Annotated in this window: 21 protein-coding genes; 11 read left to right on the top strand and 10 right to left on the bottom strand. The window is 64.9% G+C overall.

From position 1 onward, the window contains the following. Positions 1-149: 149 nt before the first annotated feature. Together BRADO_RS27985 and BRADO_RS27980 are read right to left on the bottom strand one after the other, a co-directional pair. Positions 150-476, bottom strand: coding sequence for a hypothetical protein (locus BRADO_RS27985; RefSeq protein WP_041757051.1), 327 nt, complete (start codon positions 474-476; stop codon positions 150-152). A 196-nt stretch (positions 477-672) separates the two neighbouring features. After that, positions 673-903: a hypothetical protein gene (locus BRADO_RS27980; protein WP_041757778.1), complete on the bottom strand. Its 231-nt coding sequence runs from the start codon at positions 901-903 to the stop codon at positions 673-675. 265 nt (positions 904-1,168) lie between these two features. Here BRADO_RS27980 and BRADO_RS27975 point away from each other — a divergent pair, with 265 nt between their 5' ends. From BRADO_RS27975 to BRADO_RS27955, 5 genes are all read left to right on the top strand, one after another. Further along, positions 1,169-1,615, top strand: a complete 447-nt coding sequence (locus BRADO_RS27975; protein WP_041757049.1) for a nuclear transport factor 2 family protein — start codon at positions 1,169-1,171, stop codon at positions 1,613-1,615. 122 nt (positions 1,616-1,737) lie between these two features. Further along, entirely contained in the window at positions 1,738-2,004 is a 267-nt protein-coding gene (locus BRADO_RS27970; protein ID WP_012029564.1) for a hypothetical protein, read from the top strand. Between the two features lie 196 nt (positions 2,005-2,200). Next, positions 2,201-2,641, top strand: a complete 441-nt coding sequence (locus BRADO_RS27965) for a nuclear transport factor 2 family protein (RefSeq protein WP_041757776.1) — start codon at positions 2,201-2,203, stop codon at positions 2,639-2,641. A 141-nt stretch (positions 2,642-2,782) separates the two neighbouring features. Then, the gene (locus BRADO_RS27960) at positions 2,783-3,730 is read left to right on the top strand and encodes a hypothetical protein (RefSeq protein WP_012029562.1); all 948 of its coding nucleotides are present in this window, start codon (positions 2,783-2,785) and stop codon (positions 3,728-3,730) included. A gap of 152 nt (positions 3,731-3,882) precedes the next feature. Then, entirely contained in the window at positions 3,883-4,296 is a 414-nt protein-coding gene (locus BRADO_RS27955) for a hypothetical protein (protein ID WP_012029561.1), read from the top strand. Positions 4,297-4,594: 298 nt separating this feature from the next. On the opposite strand, the gene BRADO_RS35185 is transcribed toward BRADO_RS27955, so the two are convergent. The 3 genes from BRADO_RS35185 to BRADO_RS27940 form a co-directional block, all read right to left on the bottom strand. Further along, positions 4,595-4,744 (bottom strand): hypothetical protein, encoded by a 150-nt coding sequence (locus BRADO_RS35185; RefSeq protein ID WP_157872622.1) that lies wholly within the window; start codon positions 4,742-4,744, stop codon positions 4,595-4,597. A gap of 109 nt (positions 4,745-4,853) precedes the next feature. Next, positions 4,854-5,333 (bottom strand): MaoC family dehydratase, encoded by a 480-nt coding sequence (locus BRADO_RS27945; RefSeq protein ID WP_012029559.1) that lies wholly within the window; start codon positions 5,331-5,333, stop codon positions 4,854-4,856. Beyond that, positions 5,333-5,785 (bottom strand): MaoC family dehydratase, encoded by a 453-nt coding sequence (locus BRADO_RS27940; protein WP_041757047.1) that lies wholly within the window; start codon positions 5,783-5,785, stop codon positions 5,333-5,335. Before BRADO_RS27940 ends, BRADO_RS27945 begins: the two co-directional genes overlap by 1 nt. A 222-nt stretch (positions 5,786-6,007) precedes the next feature. Between BRADO_RS27940 and BRADO_RS27935 the strand changes: the two genes are divergently transcribed. Next, on the top strand, positions 6,008-6,298 hold the full coding sequence (locus BRADO_RS27935) for a DUF4282 domain-containing protein (protein WP_041757045.1): 291 nt from the start codon (positions 6,008-6,010) through the stop codon (positions 6,296-6,298). A 29-nt stretch (positions 6,299-6,327) separates the two neighbouring features. On the opposite strand, the gene ychF is transcribed toward BRADO_RS27935, so the two are convergent. The 4 genes from ychF to BRADO_RS27915 form a co-directional block, all read right to left on the bottom strand. After that, entirely contained in the window at positions 6,328-7,425 is a 1,098-nt protein-coding gene (gene ychF / locus BRADO_RS27930; RefSeq protein ID WP_009029536.1) for a redox-regulated ATPase YchF, read from the bottom strand. Between the two features lie 40 nt (positions 7,426-7,465). Next, entirely contained in the window at positions 7,466-8,071 is a 606-nt protein-coding gene (pth, locus tag BRADO_RS27925) for an aminoacyl-tRNA hydrolase (protein WP_012029556.1), read from the bottom strand. 72 nt (positions 8,072-8,143) lie between these two features. Then, the gene (locus BRADO_RS27920) at positions 8,144-8,851 is read right to left on the bottom strand and encodes a 50S ribosomal protein L25/general stress protein Ctc (protein WP_063822897.1); all 708 of its coding nucleotides are present in this window, start codon (positions 8,849-8,851) and stop codon (positions 8,144-8,146) included. Between the two features lie 189 nt (positions 8,852-9,040). Further along, the gene (locus BRADO_RS27915; RefSeq protein ID WP_012029554.1) at positions 9,041-9,331 is read right to left on the bottom strand and encodes an accessory factor UbiK family protein; all 291 of its coding nucleotides are present in this window, start codon (positions 9,329-9,331) and stop codon (positions 9,041-9,043) included. 240 nt (positions 9,332-9,571) lie between these two features. Here BRADO_RS27915 and lgt point away from each other — a divergent pair, with 240 nt between their 5' ends. The 4 genes from lgt to BRADO_RS27895 all read left to right on the top strand — a co-directional run bounded on the left by lgt (position 9,572) and on the right by BRADO_RS27895 (position 13,112). Beyond that, entirely contained in the window at positions 9,572-10,429 is an 858-nt protein-coding gene (lgt, locus tag BRADO_RS27910) for a prolipoprotein diacylglyceryl transferase (protein WP_012029553.1), read from the top strand. Then, entirely contained in the window at positions 10,426-11,553 is a 1,128-nt protein-coding gene (locus tag BRADO_RS27905; RefSeq protein WP_012029552.1) for a class I SAM-dependent methyltransferase, read from the top strand. The genes lgt and BRADO_RS27905 overlap by 4 nt, the downstream gene beginning before the upstream one ends. Positions 11,554-11,573: 20 nt before the next feature. Next, a complete protein-coding gene (pgeF, locus tag BRADO_RS27900) occupies positions 11,574-12,320 on the top strand; it encodes a peptidoglycan editing factor PgeF (RefSeq protein WP_012029551.1) in 747 nt (248 codons plus the stop codon). Between the two features lie 126 nt (positions 12,321-12,446). Further along, positions 12,447-13,112, top strand: coding sequence for a hypothetical protein (locus tag BRADO_RS27895; protein ID WP_041757042.1), 666 nt, complete (start codon positions 12,447-12,449; stop codon positions 13,110-13,112). Here BRADO_RS27895 and BRADO_RS35315 read toward each other — a convergent pair. Beyond that, the gene (locus tag BRADO_RS35315; protein WP_162093065.1) at positions 13,109-13,288 is read right to left on the bottom strand and encodes a hypothetical protein; all 180 of its coding nucleotides are present in this window, start codon (positions 13,286-13,288) and stop codon (positions 13,109-13,111) included. The two genes, BRADO_RS27895 and BRADO_RS35315, sit on opposite strands and share 4 nt — an antisense overlap. On the opposite strand from BRADO_RS35315, the gene BRADO_RS27890 reads away from it, so the two are divergent. Beyond that, positions 13,278-14,231, top strand: coding sequence for a ribose-phosphate pyrophosphokinase (locus tag BRADO_RS27890; RefSeq protein WP_012029549.1), 954 nt, complete (start codon positions 13,278-13,280; stop codon positions 14,229-14,231). The two genes, BRADO_RS35315 and BRADO_RS27890, sit on opposite strands and share 11 nt — an antisense overlap. Positions 14,232-14,931: the final 700 nt, after the last annotated feature.

Here is a 14,931-nt window from a genome sequence, read left to right as displayed (position 1 = left end):
CGTCGGAGGCAGGGCAGATCGGCGATATCTTGGTCTCGGGACGGGTCCTCGCCAAGCTGATGCACGGCCGCAAGCCGGGATGGTCGCGACTGGCAGCCAAGGATGGACCGCTGGCGTTGCGTCTGACGATATGAACGGCGGGGACCGAGCTACCCCATCGCGAGCACGCCGACCGACAGCAGCGCCAGCATCACGGTCGATCCCAGCAGTTGCAGCGAACCTTCCGACCGGGTCCGCCAGCGCAGCACCTTGTCGGCGAGGGCGAGCGTCGGATCGTAGAACTCTGCCGCATAGGACTGCTTGAGGATGCGCGGATAGCGCGGGCCGGCGGCCGAGGTCATCAAGATGTGGACGATCGTGGCGGTCGCGATGAAGCCGATGATGCCGGGCCGCAACGCGGTGCTATGCGCGAGCTTGAGGATCAGAGCGGCTCCGGCGTAGGTTGGAATCGCCTGGAACAGGGCGGTGAGCACCATGCCTTCGAGCAGATTGAGAACGGGCGATCTGGGCGTCGCTGAACTGGGAGCAGACGGGCTAGGAGACGATGCGGCGAGCATTGCGAGGATCCGGTGCGGAGGGCCCTCGTCGAGGGCCTGACCGCTTCCTTGTCGCCGACTGGCGCCGCAGCCACCGTGACTCGCATCACGCTTGCCAGACGTCACGTATCGTTGACTACATCCGGCCCTGGCCGTTCACCTGACTCTGCTGATCCCGACGATCCTGCTCCTTGGCGCGATGACGGCCGTAAAGGCATCCGGCGGCGGCGCCCAGCACGCCGTGGTGACCGGCATAATGGCCGGCGACACCGCCGACGATGGCGCCCTTGATGCATCCTTTGGCCTCGGCGGCTTGCGTGGACAGCAGCGCGATGGCGGCGACGGACAAGGCAAACAAGGTCTTCATGATCATGCTCCGCAGGGATGTTTGCTCTCTAACGACAGGCTCGCAGCCTGGTTCCGTGCCGCCGCTTCGGCAGGCGCGACGCGAACCTTTTTCATGATGCCTGCGACCTACCGAGAGAAACGCGCGTATACCCGCCACCGCCAAGCTTGTGTTCACCGTGTCGGCGCATTCTCCCTGCAGACCCTCTGACAGGTGATTGACGACCACTAATCGGTTTCTTCAGAACGGCAACGCGAACCACGGAAATCCCGTCAGTGGAGACAGGATGATCGAGCCCATCAACAAGCAGCGCGTGCGCAAGCTGCTCGAGGCCCATGCCGCCGGAGACTTTGATGTGGTTCTCGCTCATTGCAGCGATGACATCGAACACTTCGCCTCGGCTCCGATCGACATCTTTCCCCATCTTGGTCGGCGGCAGGGCAAGGCCGCGGTGCGCGAGATGTGGGAGGTCACACGAAGCCGCTATGCCGACATCCGGCATGAGATCGTGACCCTGATCTGTGAAGGCGACCAGGTGGCTGCCGACCTCCGCGTCTTCCTGCGCAAGCGCGACAATGAGCGGATCGTGCAATATGATCTCGCCGCCTTCTACACCTTGCGCGATGGCCGGATCAGCCGCATCCGCGAGATCATGGACACGTTCGACCTCGTGCAGCAGGTGCTGGAATGTGATCTCGGCGGACTGCTCGCCGCCAAGACCGCCCGCGCCTGAAACTTCTGCAACAGCGTATTCGAGGCGCGATCACGGAAACGTCACCAACCACGAGCGGCTTCGCGTTGAACCTCGCGGATGCGCCCCGAACCCATTTGCGGGCGAGATACGGGGCATGGGGCATGAGAATAGCATTTCTGGCGATTGCCGGACTGGTGATGGGCGTCGTTGGCGGCGCGACGATTGGAATCGGGCTCGGACTCGCCTGGATCGAGCTGTTCAATACGAGCGAATTTGAAGGCTACGCCGGCATGCTCGTATTTTTCACTTTCATGCCTCTGGGAGCCCTGGTTGGCGGGATCGCTGGCGCAACTCTGTTCGGCATGGCGGCGTTTCGCGACCACGAGGTGGCCATTGCCCGGCAGCGAATGCCGTATGAACGCCGTTAGCAGGCGTGAATCTGTCGCGTCGCGCCGGGGCGCTCTGCATTTGTGCAATGCAAAAACAACCGTTGCGCGTGCCAATCATTCGCGTATGGAGGGGTAGCAGCCAGAGAGTTGGACTAGGCGCACTGCGGAACGTCATTGACGATTCGCCCGGCGTCCGGAGCGCCGCCCTGCAAGCCAGATCAGGATGATGAGCAAGATGACGGAGCACAGCCTCTGGCGTCTGTCGCGTGCATTGCATCGCGCGATCAACGATCGCCAATTCGACGCGCTCGCCGAGATACTCGACGACGACATCGATTGGGCCATCTACGGTCCGATTGATATGTTTCCTTTTCTCGGAGCCCGTCTCGGCAAGGAGGCTGTGCTCGACACCGTCAGGCAAATCGCGAACAACGTCCACATTCGCAAGCTTGAGCGCGAGACGCTGATGCTGGACGAAAGCGCTGCAGCCACGATGGTCCGCTGCGCGATGACGACGCAGGACTCTGAAAAGCCGATCACAGCGCGTCTTGCCCAGTTCATGCAATTTCGCGCCGGAAAACTCGCGCGGCTGCGTATCCTCATCGACACGTTCGATCTGGTGGAGCAGACGCTGGGTCATCCGATCGACCTTCCCCGGATCGGCAGCATCGCATAGATCAACCGTATCGCGGACTGATGCCAAGAGTTGCGCGTGCTGTTGCTCACAACCCAAAACATCGTGACTGACGCGGTCATAATTTTGCGCCAAGATTCCACCATATTCCGGCGAGCAAGTCGGGCGACGGGGGTTGCTCTCATGATATCGAATGGTTGCGCGCTGGCTTTTGTTGTAGCCGGCTTCGAACTTCTTACGTCCGCTGCGCATAGCCAGACGCTGAATGGCCAGACGCTGATCCAGGCGCCGCAACCGATGCAGATCGCACCCTGGCAGCAGATCGCGCCCTCGCAAGACGCTGATGCGGACGAGGCTGAGGATCAGTCCGCCGCAGCCGATCCGATGAAGGGGATCGATGTCGACAAGCTCGATTGGAGCCAGCTTGCGATCGACGAGTTGACCTTCCTCGATCGCCCCGAAGCCGCTGCCGCGGCGAAGCGCAAGGCGGCCGCCGAGAAGGCGGCGGCGCTCGACTGGTCGAACCAGAACAAGGGCAGTCTCGCCTCCGGCGTCTCGGTCAAACAGGCGGTGTCGCCGTTCTGGGATGCCCGCGTCGGTGCCGATATGACAGTCGCGCGGCAGCCCACCACGATGTCGGAATTGCTCGCGGAGAAGGCGGAGAATGGCGGCAGCACGCCGCAATCCGGAGGCTCAGCCTGGGCTGCGGTGACGGCACCTGGGGCCGGCTCGATATGGGACAAGACGGCGATCGAGGCTCGGGTCGATCCCGGCTCGGATCAGGGCCGCCTCGGGACGACGATCACCAAGGCGGTGCCGATCGATCATTACAATCTCACTCTGCAGAATGGCTACAACGTCACGCAGCAAGGTGTGGTGCCGATCCCGGGAGGGGCGGCCAAGACGAGTCGCAGCTTCGATACCGAGCAATCCGCGCGGCTCTCGATCGGCGACACGGGCACCAGCGTAACGGCTGGCCAGACCTTGTCGTCGAGCGATGAGAAATGGCTGCGCAAGCTCGGCGCCGAGCAGAAGCTTAGCGATGGACTGACGGTGTCCGGCTCGGTCAGCGAGACCGCGCAAGGCAGCACCAGCAAGAGCATTTCAGCGGGCTTCAAGCGCAGCTGGTAAGGTTAATGAAATGTGGCTGCCTGCCACGAATGATCGAACCCTCGCCGCAGCTTCGCCGCGTTGCGGCCTAATTTGGCCGCACTGATAGGCTTTGAGAATTTCGTCGTGCGGGGACACCGCGCTCGCTTGAACGCGAACTGAGGAAATAGCCGATGAATGTCATTCGTCCGGACAAGATCGATGGAACTGAAACCGAGCTGGATACGGATCTCGCTGCGGTCTCGGAGGTCGAAGCCGGCATTCGTGATTTCGTGCGTAATGATATCGCCTATCTGCGCCGGCCGAATGCCGCCGCGACGGCTGAGGCCGCGATCGATGCCGATGCGGCGGTCAACAGCGTGACTTCGCTGATCCAGCGTGTGGCCGGCACCTCGCTGTCGGAGATCGAGAACCTGATCGGGGAGCTCGAGAGCTTGCGGGAGCTGCTGCATGCCGAGGGCCAGCGGGTGCAGCGCGAGATCGCGAGCTACGCCCAGCTCAGCCAGGCTGCGATGAAGTCGACCCGGGCCATCGCCGAGAACGTGACCCAGTGGAAACGCGCCGCCGACGGTCTGCGTAGCACCTGATCATTCCGCTTTGTTGTTGAGGTGAACCGCCGCGCGAGTCATCGCGTGGCGGTTTTGCTGTGGGCGACAGGCGCTGTGGAGCGACAGGCTATGTGCCTGAACGGGCCGTGACGGCCCTGCGACCGAATCGTGCCCGTGCGATTTTACGGTCTCACGGGCTGGTTGCGTCTGGGGGGAACTTGATGGAAACAAAGGCCGGACGACACCGAGCGAATGGCGGTCATGGTGCTCATCTGAAGCCGCCAGATCGCGGAAGAGCGGCGACACCGCGCCCCGCCGTTAACGACTGCTTAATCGATCACTCGTTGACCGAGGCCGACGTCTCGAGCGTATAAGAGCCATCGGCATAGCCCTTAACGACCATTCCCGTCGCGAGCATCACCGCGAGCGTCACGCTGGCAAAGATAAAGCCGAGGAGTTTCAGACCACCGCGATCTGCCATACTCATCCCCCACATCCTGATCCCTGGTTGGCTGTCTTATAGAGTCCGGGTTCAGAATGCGTTAGCGCGATGTTGGTTCCGGGAAGACAATCCTGGGCGACGTGACCTTTTCGCCTCAACCCGTGTGTCGTCGTGGCACAAACACCGATGCGAGCACGGAAAACACCAACTCGCCGCGTTGATTATGGCCGCTGTTGCGCGCTTGCAGGATGCCCCATTGCGGGCGCGAGGCGGAGGCGCGGAGCGAATCAATCTCGCTCGAAAAGGTGATCGTATCGCCCGCAAGAACGGGTCTGATCCAGCGCAGCTCGCGGAATCCTGGCGACGGTCCGCCCAGCACGACCGTCTCGCCGCGCGCGCGGGCGAGCTCGGCGAGACGCTGATTGTCCGCGACGATCAGCTTCATGCAGACGGAGCCGACATGCCAGCCCGAGGCGGCGAGCCCGCCGAACAGCGAATTGCGGCCTTCCTCCTCATCGAGATGAAAGCGCTGCGGATCGAACTGCGCGGCGAAGCGTTTGATCTCCTCAGCCGTGAACGTGTAGGCGCCGAGCTCGCGGCGCTGGCCGACCTGAAGATCCTCGAAGAAGCGCATCAGCCCGCCTCCCCACGCCGCTCGACGATGATCGGCGACACCATCTCGCAGAGCTTCTCGCCAGCCGCATTGCGCACGCTGCATTTGAACGTAACGATCCCCGTCGCCGGCCGGCTCCGCGACACGCGCGCCTCCACCACCTCGACATCGAGCATCAGCGCGTCATCGGGCCGCAGCGGCGACAGCCAGCGCACCTCGTTGACACCGGGCGAGCCGAGCGAAGCGGTGCGGCCGATGAAGCCATCGAACATCATTCGCATCATCACCGAGCAGAGGTGCCAGCCGGAGCCTGAGAGGCCCCGGAGCATCGACTGTTTGGCGGCGTCTTCATCGACATGCATGGGCTGCGGATCGAACTCGGACGCGAATGCGATGATCTCGTCGCGGGTGACGTGGCGCGGGCCGAAGCTGCCGAAAGGGCCGGGGGGAAAATCTTCGAAGGTGAGGGTCATGGGATCGGAATGGCTGAAAGAAGCCTGATTGTGGCCGCACTTTGCAGCAATCACAACCAGACCGCTCGCATGGCTGACGTCCGATCCGGTCGCACGAGAGCGCCAGAAGGCGCCGCATACCGCGATCGATGGCTGCCGCCGGTGATGTCGTCTGGTGCTGGATTTGCGCAGGACTTAAAGACGGATGTGCGTTGCGATTCGGGACTTTGCCGGGGGATCAGGATGTTGGAATTTCGCGATTTGTTCCAGTGGGACCGCTTCATCACGCCCACCATTATCAAGACGTTCTATTGGCTCGTCATTGCCCTCGTCATCCTCTGGGGAATCCGCGGTGTCTTCACCGGGCTTGCCGAGATGGCGATCAGCCCGTTCGGCGGCTTCCTGCTGCTGCTCTCGTCGCTCGCCGGCATCATCGTCGGCATGGTGCTGTCGCGCATCGTCGCCGAGTTCGTGCTGATCGTCTTCCGCATCAACGAGCATCTCGGCGCGATCCGCGAGCAGGGGCGGATGTAGTCCGCCCCTCGCCTCAAAGTCCGGCGCCGCTAATTGTTGAAGCGGAAGTGCATCACGTCGCCGTCGGCGACGACATACTCCTTGCCCTCGAGCCTGAGCTTGCCGCCCTCGCGCGCGCCCGCCTCGCCGCCGAGCGCGACGTAGTCTGCATAGGCGATGGTCTCGGCGCGGATGAAGCCCTTCTCGAAATCGGTGTGAATGACGCCCGCCGCCGCCGGCGCCTTGGTGCCGCGATGGATGGTCCAGGCGCGGGCCTCCTTCGGGCCGACGGTGAAGTAGGTGATGAGGTCGAGCAGCTGATAGCCGGCGCGGATCAGCCGGTCGAGGCCGGCCTCTTCGAGCCCGAGCGTCTCGAGAAAATCGACGCGCTCCTCGCGCGACAGGGTCGCGATCTCCGACTCGATCTTGGCCGAGATCACCACCGCGATCGCGCCTTCCTCCTTGGCGCGGGCGAACACCGCCTGCGAGAAGCTGTTGCCGTCCTTGGCCGAGCCTTCCTCGACGTTGCAGACGTACAGCACCGGCTTTGAGCTCAAGAGTCCGAGCATGCCGAAGGCGCGCTCCTCCTCGGGCTTGCGCTCGAGCAGCCGCGCCGGCTTGCCGTCGCGCAGCAGCACCAGCGCGCGGGTGACGAGATCGTGCTGCTCCTTGGCGTCCTTGTCGCCGCCCTTGGCCTTCTTCGCCAGATTGTCGACCCGCTTCTCGAGGCTGTCGAGATCGGCCAGCATCAGCTCGGTCTCGATAGTCTCGATGTCGGCCAACGGGGCGATCTTGCCCTCGACATGGGTGATGTCGGAATCCTCGAAGCAGCGCACGACATGCGCGATCGCGTCGACCTCGCGAATGTTGGCGAGGAACTGGTTGCCCAGGCCTTCACCCTTGGAGGCGCCCCGCACCAGGCCCGCGATGTCGACGAAGGTCAGCCTGGTCGGAATGATCTGGCCGGACTTGGCGATCGCCGCAAGCTTTTCCAGCCGGGGATCGGGCACGGCGACCTCGCCGACATTCGGCTCGATGGTGCAGAACGGATAGTTCGCCGCCTGCGCCGCCGCCGTCTCCGTCAGCGCGTTGAACAGCGTCGACTTGCCGACGTTGGGCAGACCGACGATCCCGCATTTGAATCCCATGACCCGTCTCGCATCCTCTCACGGCGACGTCGCGCGCGCCTCACGCGGCGCCGGCGTCGCCCTTGTCCAGAAAACCCTTGGCCTGCAGCGCCAGATGCACCTTGTTGGCGAAGGTGGAGTCGCGCTTGCCGGTCAGCAATTCCGCGTTGTCGGCCACCGCCTCGCACAGCGCCTCGACCCAGGGCATCTCGCTCTTGGCGAAGTCCGACAGCACGTGGCCGTGCACCAGCTCCTTGACGCCGGGATGGCCGATGCCGAGGCGGACGCGGCGGTAGTCGTTGCCGAGATGCGCCGAGATCGAACGCAGCCCGTTGTGGCCCGCGATGCCGCCGCCGACCTTCACGCGCAGCTTGCCCGGGGCAAGCTCGAGCTCGTCCTGAAACACGGTGACGTCGCCGACGCCGAGCTTGAAGAAGCTAGCCGCTTCCTGCACGGCACGGCCGGATTCGTTCATATAGGTCGTGGGCTTCAGCAGAATGACGCGCTCGCTGTCGAGCGTGCCTTCCGAGGTCTCGCCCTGAAACCTGCGGCGCCACGGCGAGAAGCGGTGGCGTCGAGAAATCTCGTCCACGGCCATGAAGCCGATATTGTGCCGGTTGCGCGAATATTTCGCGCCGGGATTGCCGAGACCGACGAACAGCAGCATGGCGCGGGACCGGGACCTGCCGTCGCTGCGGAGCGCACGGGGACTGCCCGCGCGCTCCGACAGTGGATCGGCTTACTTCTTCTTCTCGGGGGCCTTGGCCGCGGCAGCAGGGGCCTTCGCAGCGGCAGCGGGAGCCTTGGCACCGGCGGCCGGAGCGGCGGCAGCGGCCGGGGCCGCGGCAGCGCCAGCGGCGGCCTTCTGCTCCTCACCATAGCCCGACGGCGGCACGATGGTCACGAGGGTCGCGTCCTCACCACGCGACAGCGTCTTCACGCCGGTCGGCAGCTTGACGTCGGAGACGTGCAGCGAGTGGTTGATTTCCAGCGCGCTGACATCGGCCTCGATGAACTGCGGGATGTTCTCCGCGAGGCACTCGAGCTCGAGCGTGTGGGTCACGATGTTGACCGTGCCGCCACGCTTCACCCCCGGCGAGCCTTCCGAGCCGACCACGTGCAGCGGCACGCTGACGCGGATGGTCGCGCCCTGGCCGAGCCGCATGAAGTCGACGTGGATCGGGAAGTCCTTGACCGGATCGAGATGGAAGTCGCGCGGGATCACCCGGTGCTTCTTGCCGTCGAGGGTGACGTCGAAGATCGTGGTCAGAAACCGGCCGGCGAGGATGCGCTGGCGCAACTCGCGGTCTTCCACCGAGATCGGCAGCGGGGGCTGGTTGTCTCCATAAATCACTCCGGGCACTCTCCCGGCGCGACGCTCTGCCCGTGCGGCCCCCTTGCCGACTGACGGACGGGCGGTCGCCTTCAGTTCTCTGACGGTCGCCATCTTGCTCAAGTCCTTGTTTTAAAAAGTTAAAGGCCGCAATGCGGCCCGTTGCTGGACGTCCCTTCGGCAAGCCTCCAGGGGTGCGGGGGCCGCGGACGTGGCGGCGTTCTAGCGGCAAACCCGGGAAATGACAAGGAAATGAAGGGGCCGGCGGCCCCATCCACCCGCCCCGGTGCGGTCCGCCCGGCCTCAACCGTCCGCGTTGCCGGTGCCCGGCTGACCGCCGGCCGCCCCGCCCAGTCGGGCCTCCAGCGCCGCGATCCGGGCCTTCAGCGCCTCGTTCTCCTCGCGGGCGAGCCGGGCCATGTCCTTGACCGCCTCGAACTCCTCGCGCTTCACGATGTCCAGATCGTTCAGGATCTTTTCGGCCTGGTTGCGGATCACGGAATCGACCTCGCGCTTCATGCCCTGGGCGGCGCCGGCGGCGTCGTTCATCAGGCGGCCGATCTCGTCGAAAAACCGGTTGTTGGTCTGGGTCATGGTCAAACTCCGCTGGCGCGACGCGCGCGATCACACAATGGCGATCCGGCCCGCCGGCTTCAAGATGGGCTCGTCTTGTCACGCCTCGGTTTCCTTGTCATCGTACTTGTGAGGCCGGTTCGCCGCGCTGTATGAGCGGCCCCGAAGGATCTCGCGACGCCGCTGCGGCGGGGTCCGTTCAAAGCCCGCATCGCCTGCGTGCTTGCCGAAACGGAAAGCCGTGCCCACGAAAGCCTGTGAATGACGCCTCTCCTCATCGACTTTCCCGTGTTCGACCCGGTCGCGATCGCGATCGGTCCGTTCGCGATCCGCTGGTACGCATTGGCCTATATCTGCGGCATCGTGATCGGCTGGCTCTACGCCCGCTCGCTGCTGAAGAAGGACCGACTGTGGGGCGGCCCGGCGCCGATCTCGCTGCTCCAGCTCGACGACTTCATCCTGTGGGCCACGATCGGCATCATCCTGGGCGGCCGCACCGGCTATGTGCTGTTCTATAATCTGCCGTTCTTTATCAAGAACCCGCTCGAGATCTTTCAGCTGTGGAACGGCGGCATGTCGTTCCATGGCGGCTTCATGGGCTGCGTGGTCGCGGTGATCTGGTTCGCCCGCCGCAACGGCCTGCCGATCCTGTCGCTCGGCGACATCACCACCGCGGTGGCCCCGATCGGCCTGCTGCTCGGCCGCATCGCCAATTTCATCAATGGCGAATTGTGGGGCCGCGCCGCCGATGCGAGCGTGCCCTGGGCGATGATCTTCCCGCACGATCCGACCCATCTGCCGCGTCATCCGAGCCAGCTCTATGAAGCGGGTCTCGAAGGCGTCGTGCTGTTCATCGCGCTGGCCATCATGATCCGCTTCGGCGCGCTGAAGCGGCCGGGCCTGATCCTCGGCGGCTTCATCGGCCTCTACGGCATCGCGCGTATCGTCAGCGAGCTGTTCCGCGAACCCGACGTGCAACTCGGCTTTCTCTGGCGCGGCCTCACCATGGGCATGGTGCTCTCGGTGCCGATGCTGATCGTCGGTGCAATCCTGGTGATCAGGGCGTTGCGCCAGCCCGAGGTCCATCACGCCACTCCCTCGCTGCAGGCCCAGCCGTGATCGAAACTTCTCCGCTCCAACCCGAGATCAAGCGGCTGATCAAGGCGTCCGGACCGATGCCGGTGTGGCGCTACATGGAGCTGTGCCTGATGCATCCGGAGCACGGCTACTACATCTCGCGCGATCCGCTCGGACGCGAGGGCGATTTCACCACCGCGCCGGAAGTGAGCCAGATGTTCGGCGAGCTGCTCGGCCTGTGGGCGGCCTCGATCTGGAAGGCGGCGGGCTCGCCGCAGCAGTTCCGGCTGATCGAGCTCGGGCCCGGCCGCGGCACCATGATGTCGGATGCGCTGCGCGCGCTGCGCGTGCTGCCGCCGCTGTACCAGACCATCTCGGTGCATCTGGTCGAGATCAATCCGGTGCTGCGGGAAAAACAGAAGGCCACGCTCACCGGCCTGCGCAACGTCACCTGGCACGACAGCTTCGACGAGGTGCCGGAGGGGCCGAGCGTCATCTTCGCCAACGAATATTTCGACGTGCTGCCGGTGCACCAGATGGTGAGGCGCGAGACCGGCTGGCACGAGCGCGTGGTCGAGCTCGACGATGACGAGAACTTCGTCTACGGCACGGCCGCCGATCCGACGCCGGGCTTCGAGCTGTTGCTGTCGCCGCTGGTGCGCGCGGCGCCGGCCGGCGCGATCTTCGAATGGCGGCCGGATACCCAGATGATGGCGATCGCCCGCCGTCTCCGCGAGCAGCGCGGCGCCGCCGTCATCATCGACTACGGCCATGTCCGCAGCGACGTCGGCGATACGTTCCAGGCGATCGCCCGGCACAGCTTCGCCGATCCCTTGAAGACGCCCGGCCTCGCCGACATCACCGCGCATGTCGATTTCGACGCGCTGTCGCGCACCGCGGAGGCGGTCGGCGCGCGCGTGCACGGCCCGATCACGCAAGGCGAGTTCCTGCAGCGGCTCGGCATCGAGACCCGCGCGCTGACCCTGATGCAGAAGGCCTCGCCGGAGGTCTCCGAGGATATCGCCAGCGGCTTGAAGCGGCTGACCAGCGGCGGCCGCGGCGGCATGGGCTCGCTGTTCAAGGTGCTCGGCGTATCCGATCCGTCGATTCCCGTGCTCGCCGGTATCAGCGACGAGCACACCAGCGAGAAGACCGGAGGCGCATGATGCTGCTGTCATCGGATGTGATGTCCGCCATTCCGGGCCTGCGCCACGCGTTCTTCACTCGCGAGGGTGGCGTGTCCGAGGGCATCTATGCCGGTCTCAATGGCGGGCTCGGATCGAACGACGTGCCGGACAGCGTCCGCGAAAACCGCCGCCGCATGGCGGCTCAACTCGGCGTCGCGCCGGAGCACTTCCTGAGCGTGCACCAGATCCATTCGCCTGACGTCGTGGTCGCGACCGGGCCGTGGGACGGCGCCGCCAGGCCGAAGGCCGACGCGCTGGTCACCGCGACGCCCAACCTTGCGATCGGCGTCACCACGGCGGATTGCGGGCCGATCCTGTTCGTCGATCCCGAAAGGCGCGTCATCGGCGCGGCCCATGCGGGCTGGAAGGGGGCGCTGACGGGCGTGCTCGAATCGACGCTGCAGGCGATGGAAGAGCTCGGCGCCGAGCGCGGCCGGATCATCGCCGCGATCGGTCCGTTGATCCGTCAGCCGAGCTACGAAGTGGGCGCCGAATTCGTTACCCGCTTCATCGATGACGATGCCGAGCATGCGCGCTTCTTCCTGCCCTCGACGCGCGAGGGACACGCGATGTTCGACCTCGGCGGCTTCATCCGGATGCGGTTGGAGACCGCCGGCATCTTGCTGATCGACGACCTCGGGCTCGACACCTATTCCGACGAGCGCTTCTTCAGTTACCGCCGCTCGGTACACCGGAAAGAACCGGACTACGGGCGGCATGTCCATGCGATCATGCTCGAAGGCTGAAGCGGGGCGCGATTGTGGCCGCATGTGGATTGCTTAACCCTTTCTCTACAAGTGGGTGCACTCTGTCCCGTTCTGTGGCAGCCGCGACCTAGACGTTAATCGATTTTAACGATATCGCTCCCGACGATGAGGGGAGCGTCGACAACACTTGAACTGATCAGCCGCGCCGCGCAGCACGCCTGCGTTGCCGCCGTGGTGATCGTTTCCGCCGCATCGCTCGGCGGCTGCGCCAGCGGCGGCAACGGTGGTCCGGCCAGCGCCTATGCGATGGCGCCGGCGTCGGATGGCGCGACCATCGCCTTCGAGCAGATCGACGGGCCGCCGCCGCAGATCTTCGATCGCATGGTCGGCGTGCTCGACAGCGAGTCCAAGCTGCGCAGCCTCGCCATCGTATCGCGCGAGGCACCCGCGGCCTATCGCGTCCGCACCTATCTCTCGGCGCAGGTCGTGAACGGCAAGAGCGTGGTCGCCTGGGTGTTCGACATCTACGACCGCAATCAGCAGCGCGCGCTGCGCCTGTCCGGCGAGGAGCCGATCGGCCGCGGTGGCGGTCGCGATGGCGGTCGCGATCCCTGGGCCTCGGTCGACGACATGGTGCTTCGGAAAATCGCGCAGGCCGGCTTCAGCGGGCTCGCCAGCATGCTGAACGGCACGGCGCCGGCCGGGAACGCGCCGGCGGCTCCGGCCACCCGCGGACCTGCCGTCGCCGCCGCCGAGCCTGCATCGCAAGGCTCCGTATCTGCCATGTCGGACGGCAGCAGCGTCGCCGCCCTCGGCTACACCGACCATTAGGCAAACAGGCGCATTTTGCGCCGTTTTTTGACCTGGAAAACACCTGCGGCGGGTTGCCATGCGCGCAGTGTCCTTGATATCACCTCGCCCGTAGAAAACCGCCGGTTCCACGGATTGCCCGATATGCTCAACAAGGTCTCCAGCGAACCGCGAGGAGAAATCGCGATGTCGGCCAAGAACGGCTCCATCAAGCTCGTCGCCGGCAACTCCAACCCGCCGCTCGCCGCCGCGATCGCCAGCGAATTGGGATTGGCGCTGACGAAGGCCGTGGTTCGGCGCTTCGCGGACATGGAGATCTTCGTCGAGATCCAGGAGAACGTGCGCGGCTCCGACGTCTTCATCATCCAGTCGACGTCCTATCCGGCGAACGACCTCCTGATGGAGCTCCTGATCATCACCGATGCGTTGCGCCGCGCCTCCGCGCGCCGCATCACGGCCGTGGTTCCCTATTTCGGTTACGCCCGGCAGGACCGCAAGTCCGGCTCGCGCACGCCGATCTCGGCCAAGCTGGTCGCCAACCTGATCACCCATGCCGGCGTCGACCGCGTCATGACGCTCGACCTGCATGCCGGCCAGATCCAGGGATTCTTCGACATCCCGACCGACAACCTGTTTGCCGCGCCGCTGATGGTGCGCGACATCAAGGATCGTTTCGACCTCTCCAGCGTCATGGTGGTCTCGCCCGACGTCGGCGGCGTGGCGCGCGCCCGCGGCCTCGCCAAGCGCATCAACGCGCCGCTGGCCATCGTCGACAAGCGCCGCGAGCGTCCCGGCGAATCCGAGGTCATGAATGTGATCGGCGACGTCTCGGGCCGTACCTGCATCCTGATCGACGACATCGTCGATTCCGGCGGCACGCTGGTCAACGCCGCCGATGCGCTGCTGAAATACGGCGCCAAGGACGTCTACGCCTACATCACCCATGGCGTGCTCTCCGGCGGCGCCGCGACCCGCATCAGCTCTTCCAGGCTGAAGGAGCTCGTCATCACCGACTCCATCCTGCCGACCGAAGCCGTCCGCGGCGCCCCGAACGTCCGTGCCTTGCCGATCGCTCCGCTGATCGCCGAAGCCATCGGCCGCACCGCGGCGGAGGAGTCGGTGTCGAGCCTGTTCGATTGAGGTTGATGGACTGAGGTTGTCGCGTGCGACGGGCTGGTCGAGGCCTTTCGGCTGACTATACAGAACAAGGCCGTCTGACCCAGTCGGTCGTCCCCACATTGAAAACGTCGCTTTGAGCCCTACTGTCATTCCCCGCGAAAGCGGGGAATCCCGTACGCCGTGGCCCATCGATCCAATCACGAACGTCTCGGCGTACTGGATCGCCCGGTCAAGCCGGGCGATGACGGCAGAGTGTGTGGCCATCAGCGCGCCCGGCGAGCGCCGTCTCCGTAGCCCGGATGAGCGCAGCGACATCCGGGTTCACACGAACTGTGCACTTGAACCCGGATATCGCTGCGCTCATCCGGGCTACGAATGCGCTCGCAATGCCTTTCATCGCAACGTTGTCTATCGACATGTGGAGATGAGCCTCAGCGATCCCGCGACGCATTTTGCGTCCGAGCTATGCCCAATGATCCGCCCTCCTCACAAAGGGCGCAGGGAAGGCCGGGCGCTGGCCGCGCCCGTGGCCCGCCTGCAGAAAAGAAAGCAGGCGGCAGTCACCACAGGTCTGGCCGAGGACACCCGGCCTTCCCCGTGCGATGGTTTTGACGGCTGCTTCGCGTTCTCCCCGGTGCGCCGGCTTTTGGCCACCGTATCGCGACAATGCGCTTACGCGCATCGCACTGGATACCAGCTTCGGGGTATCAGGACCGCGCGA

Source organism: Bradyrhizobium sp. ORS 278 (genome assembly GCF_000026145.1).
In the GTDB taxonomy this organism is placed as follows: domain Bacteria; phylum Pseudomonadota; class Alphaproteobacteria; order Rhizobiales; family Xanthobacteraceae; genus Bradyrhizobium.
The sequence above is the reverse complement of the archived record's forward strand: the minus strand, read 5'-3'. Positions and strand labels throughout refer to the sequence as shown.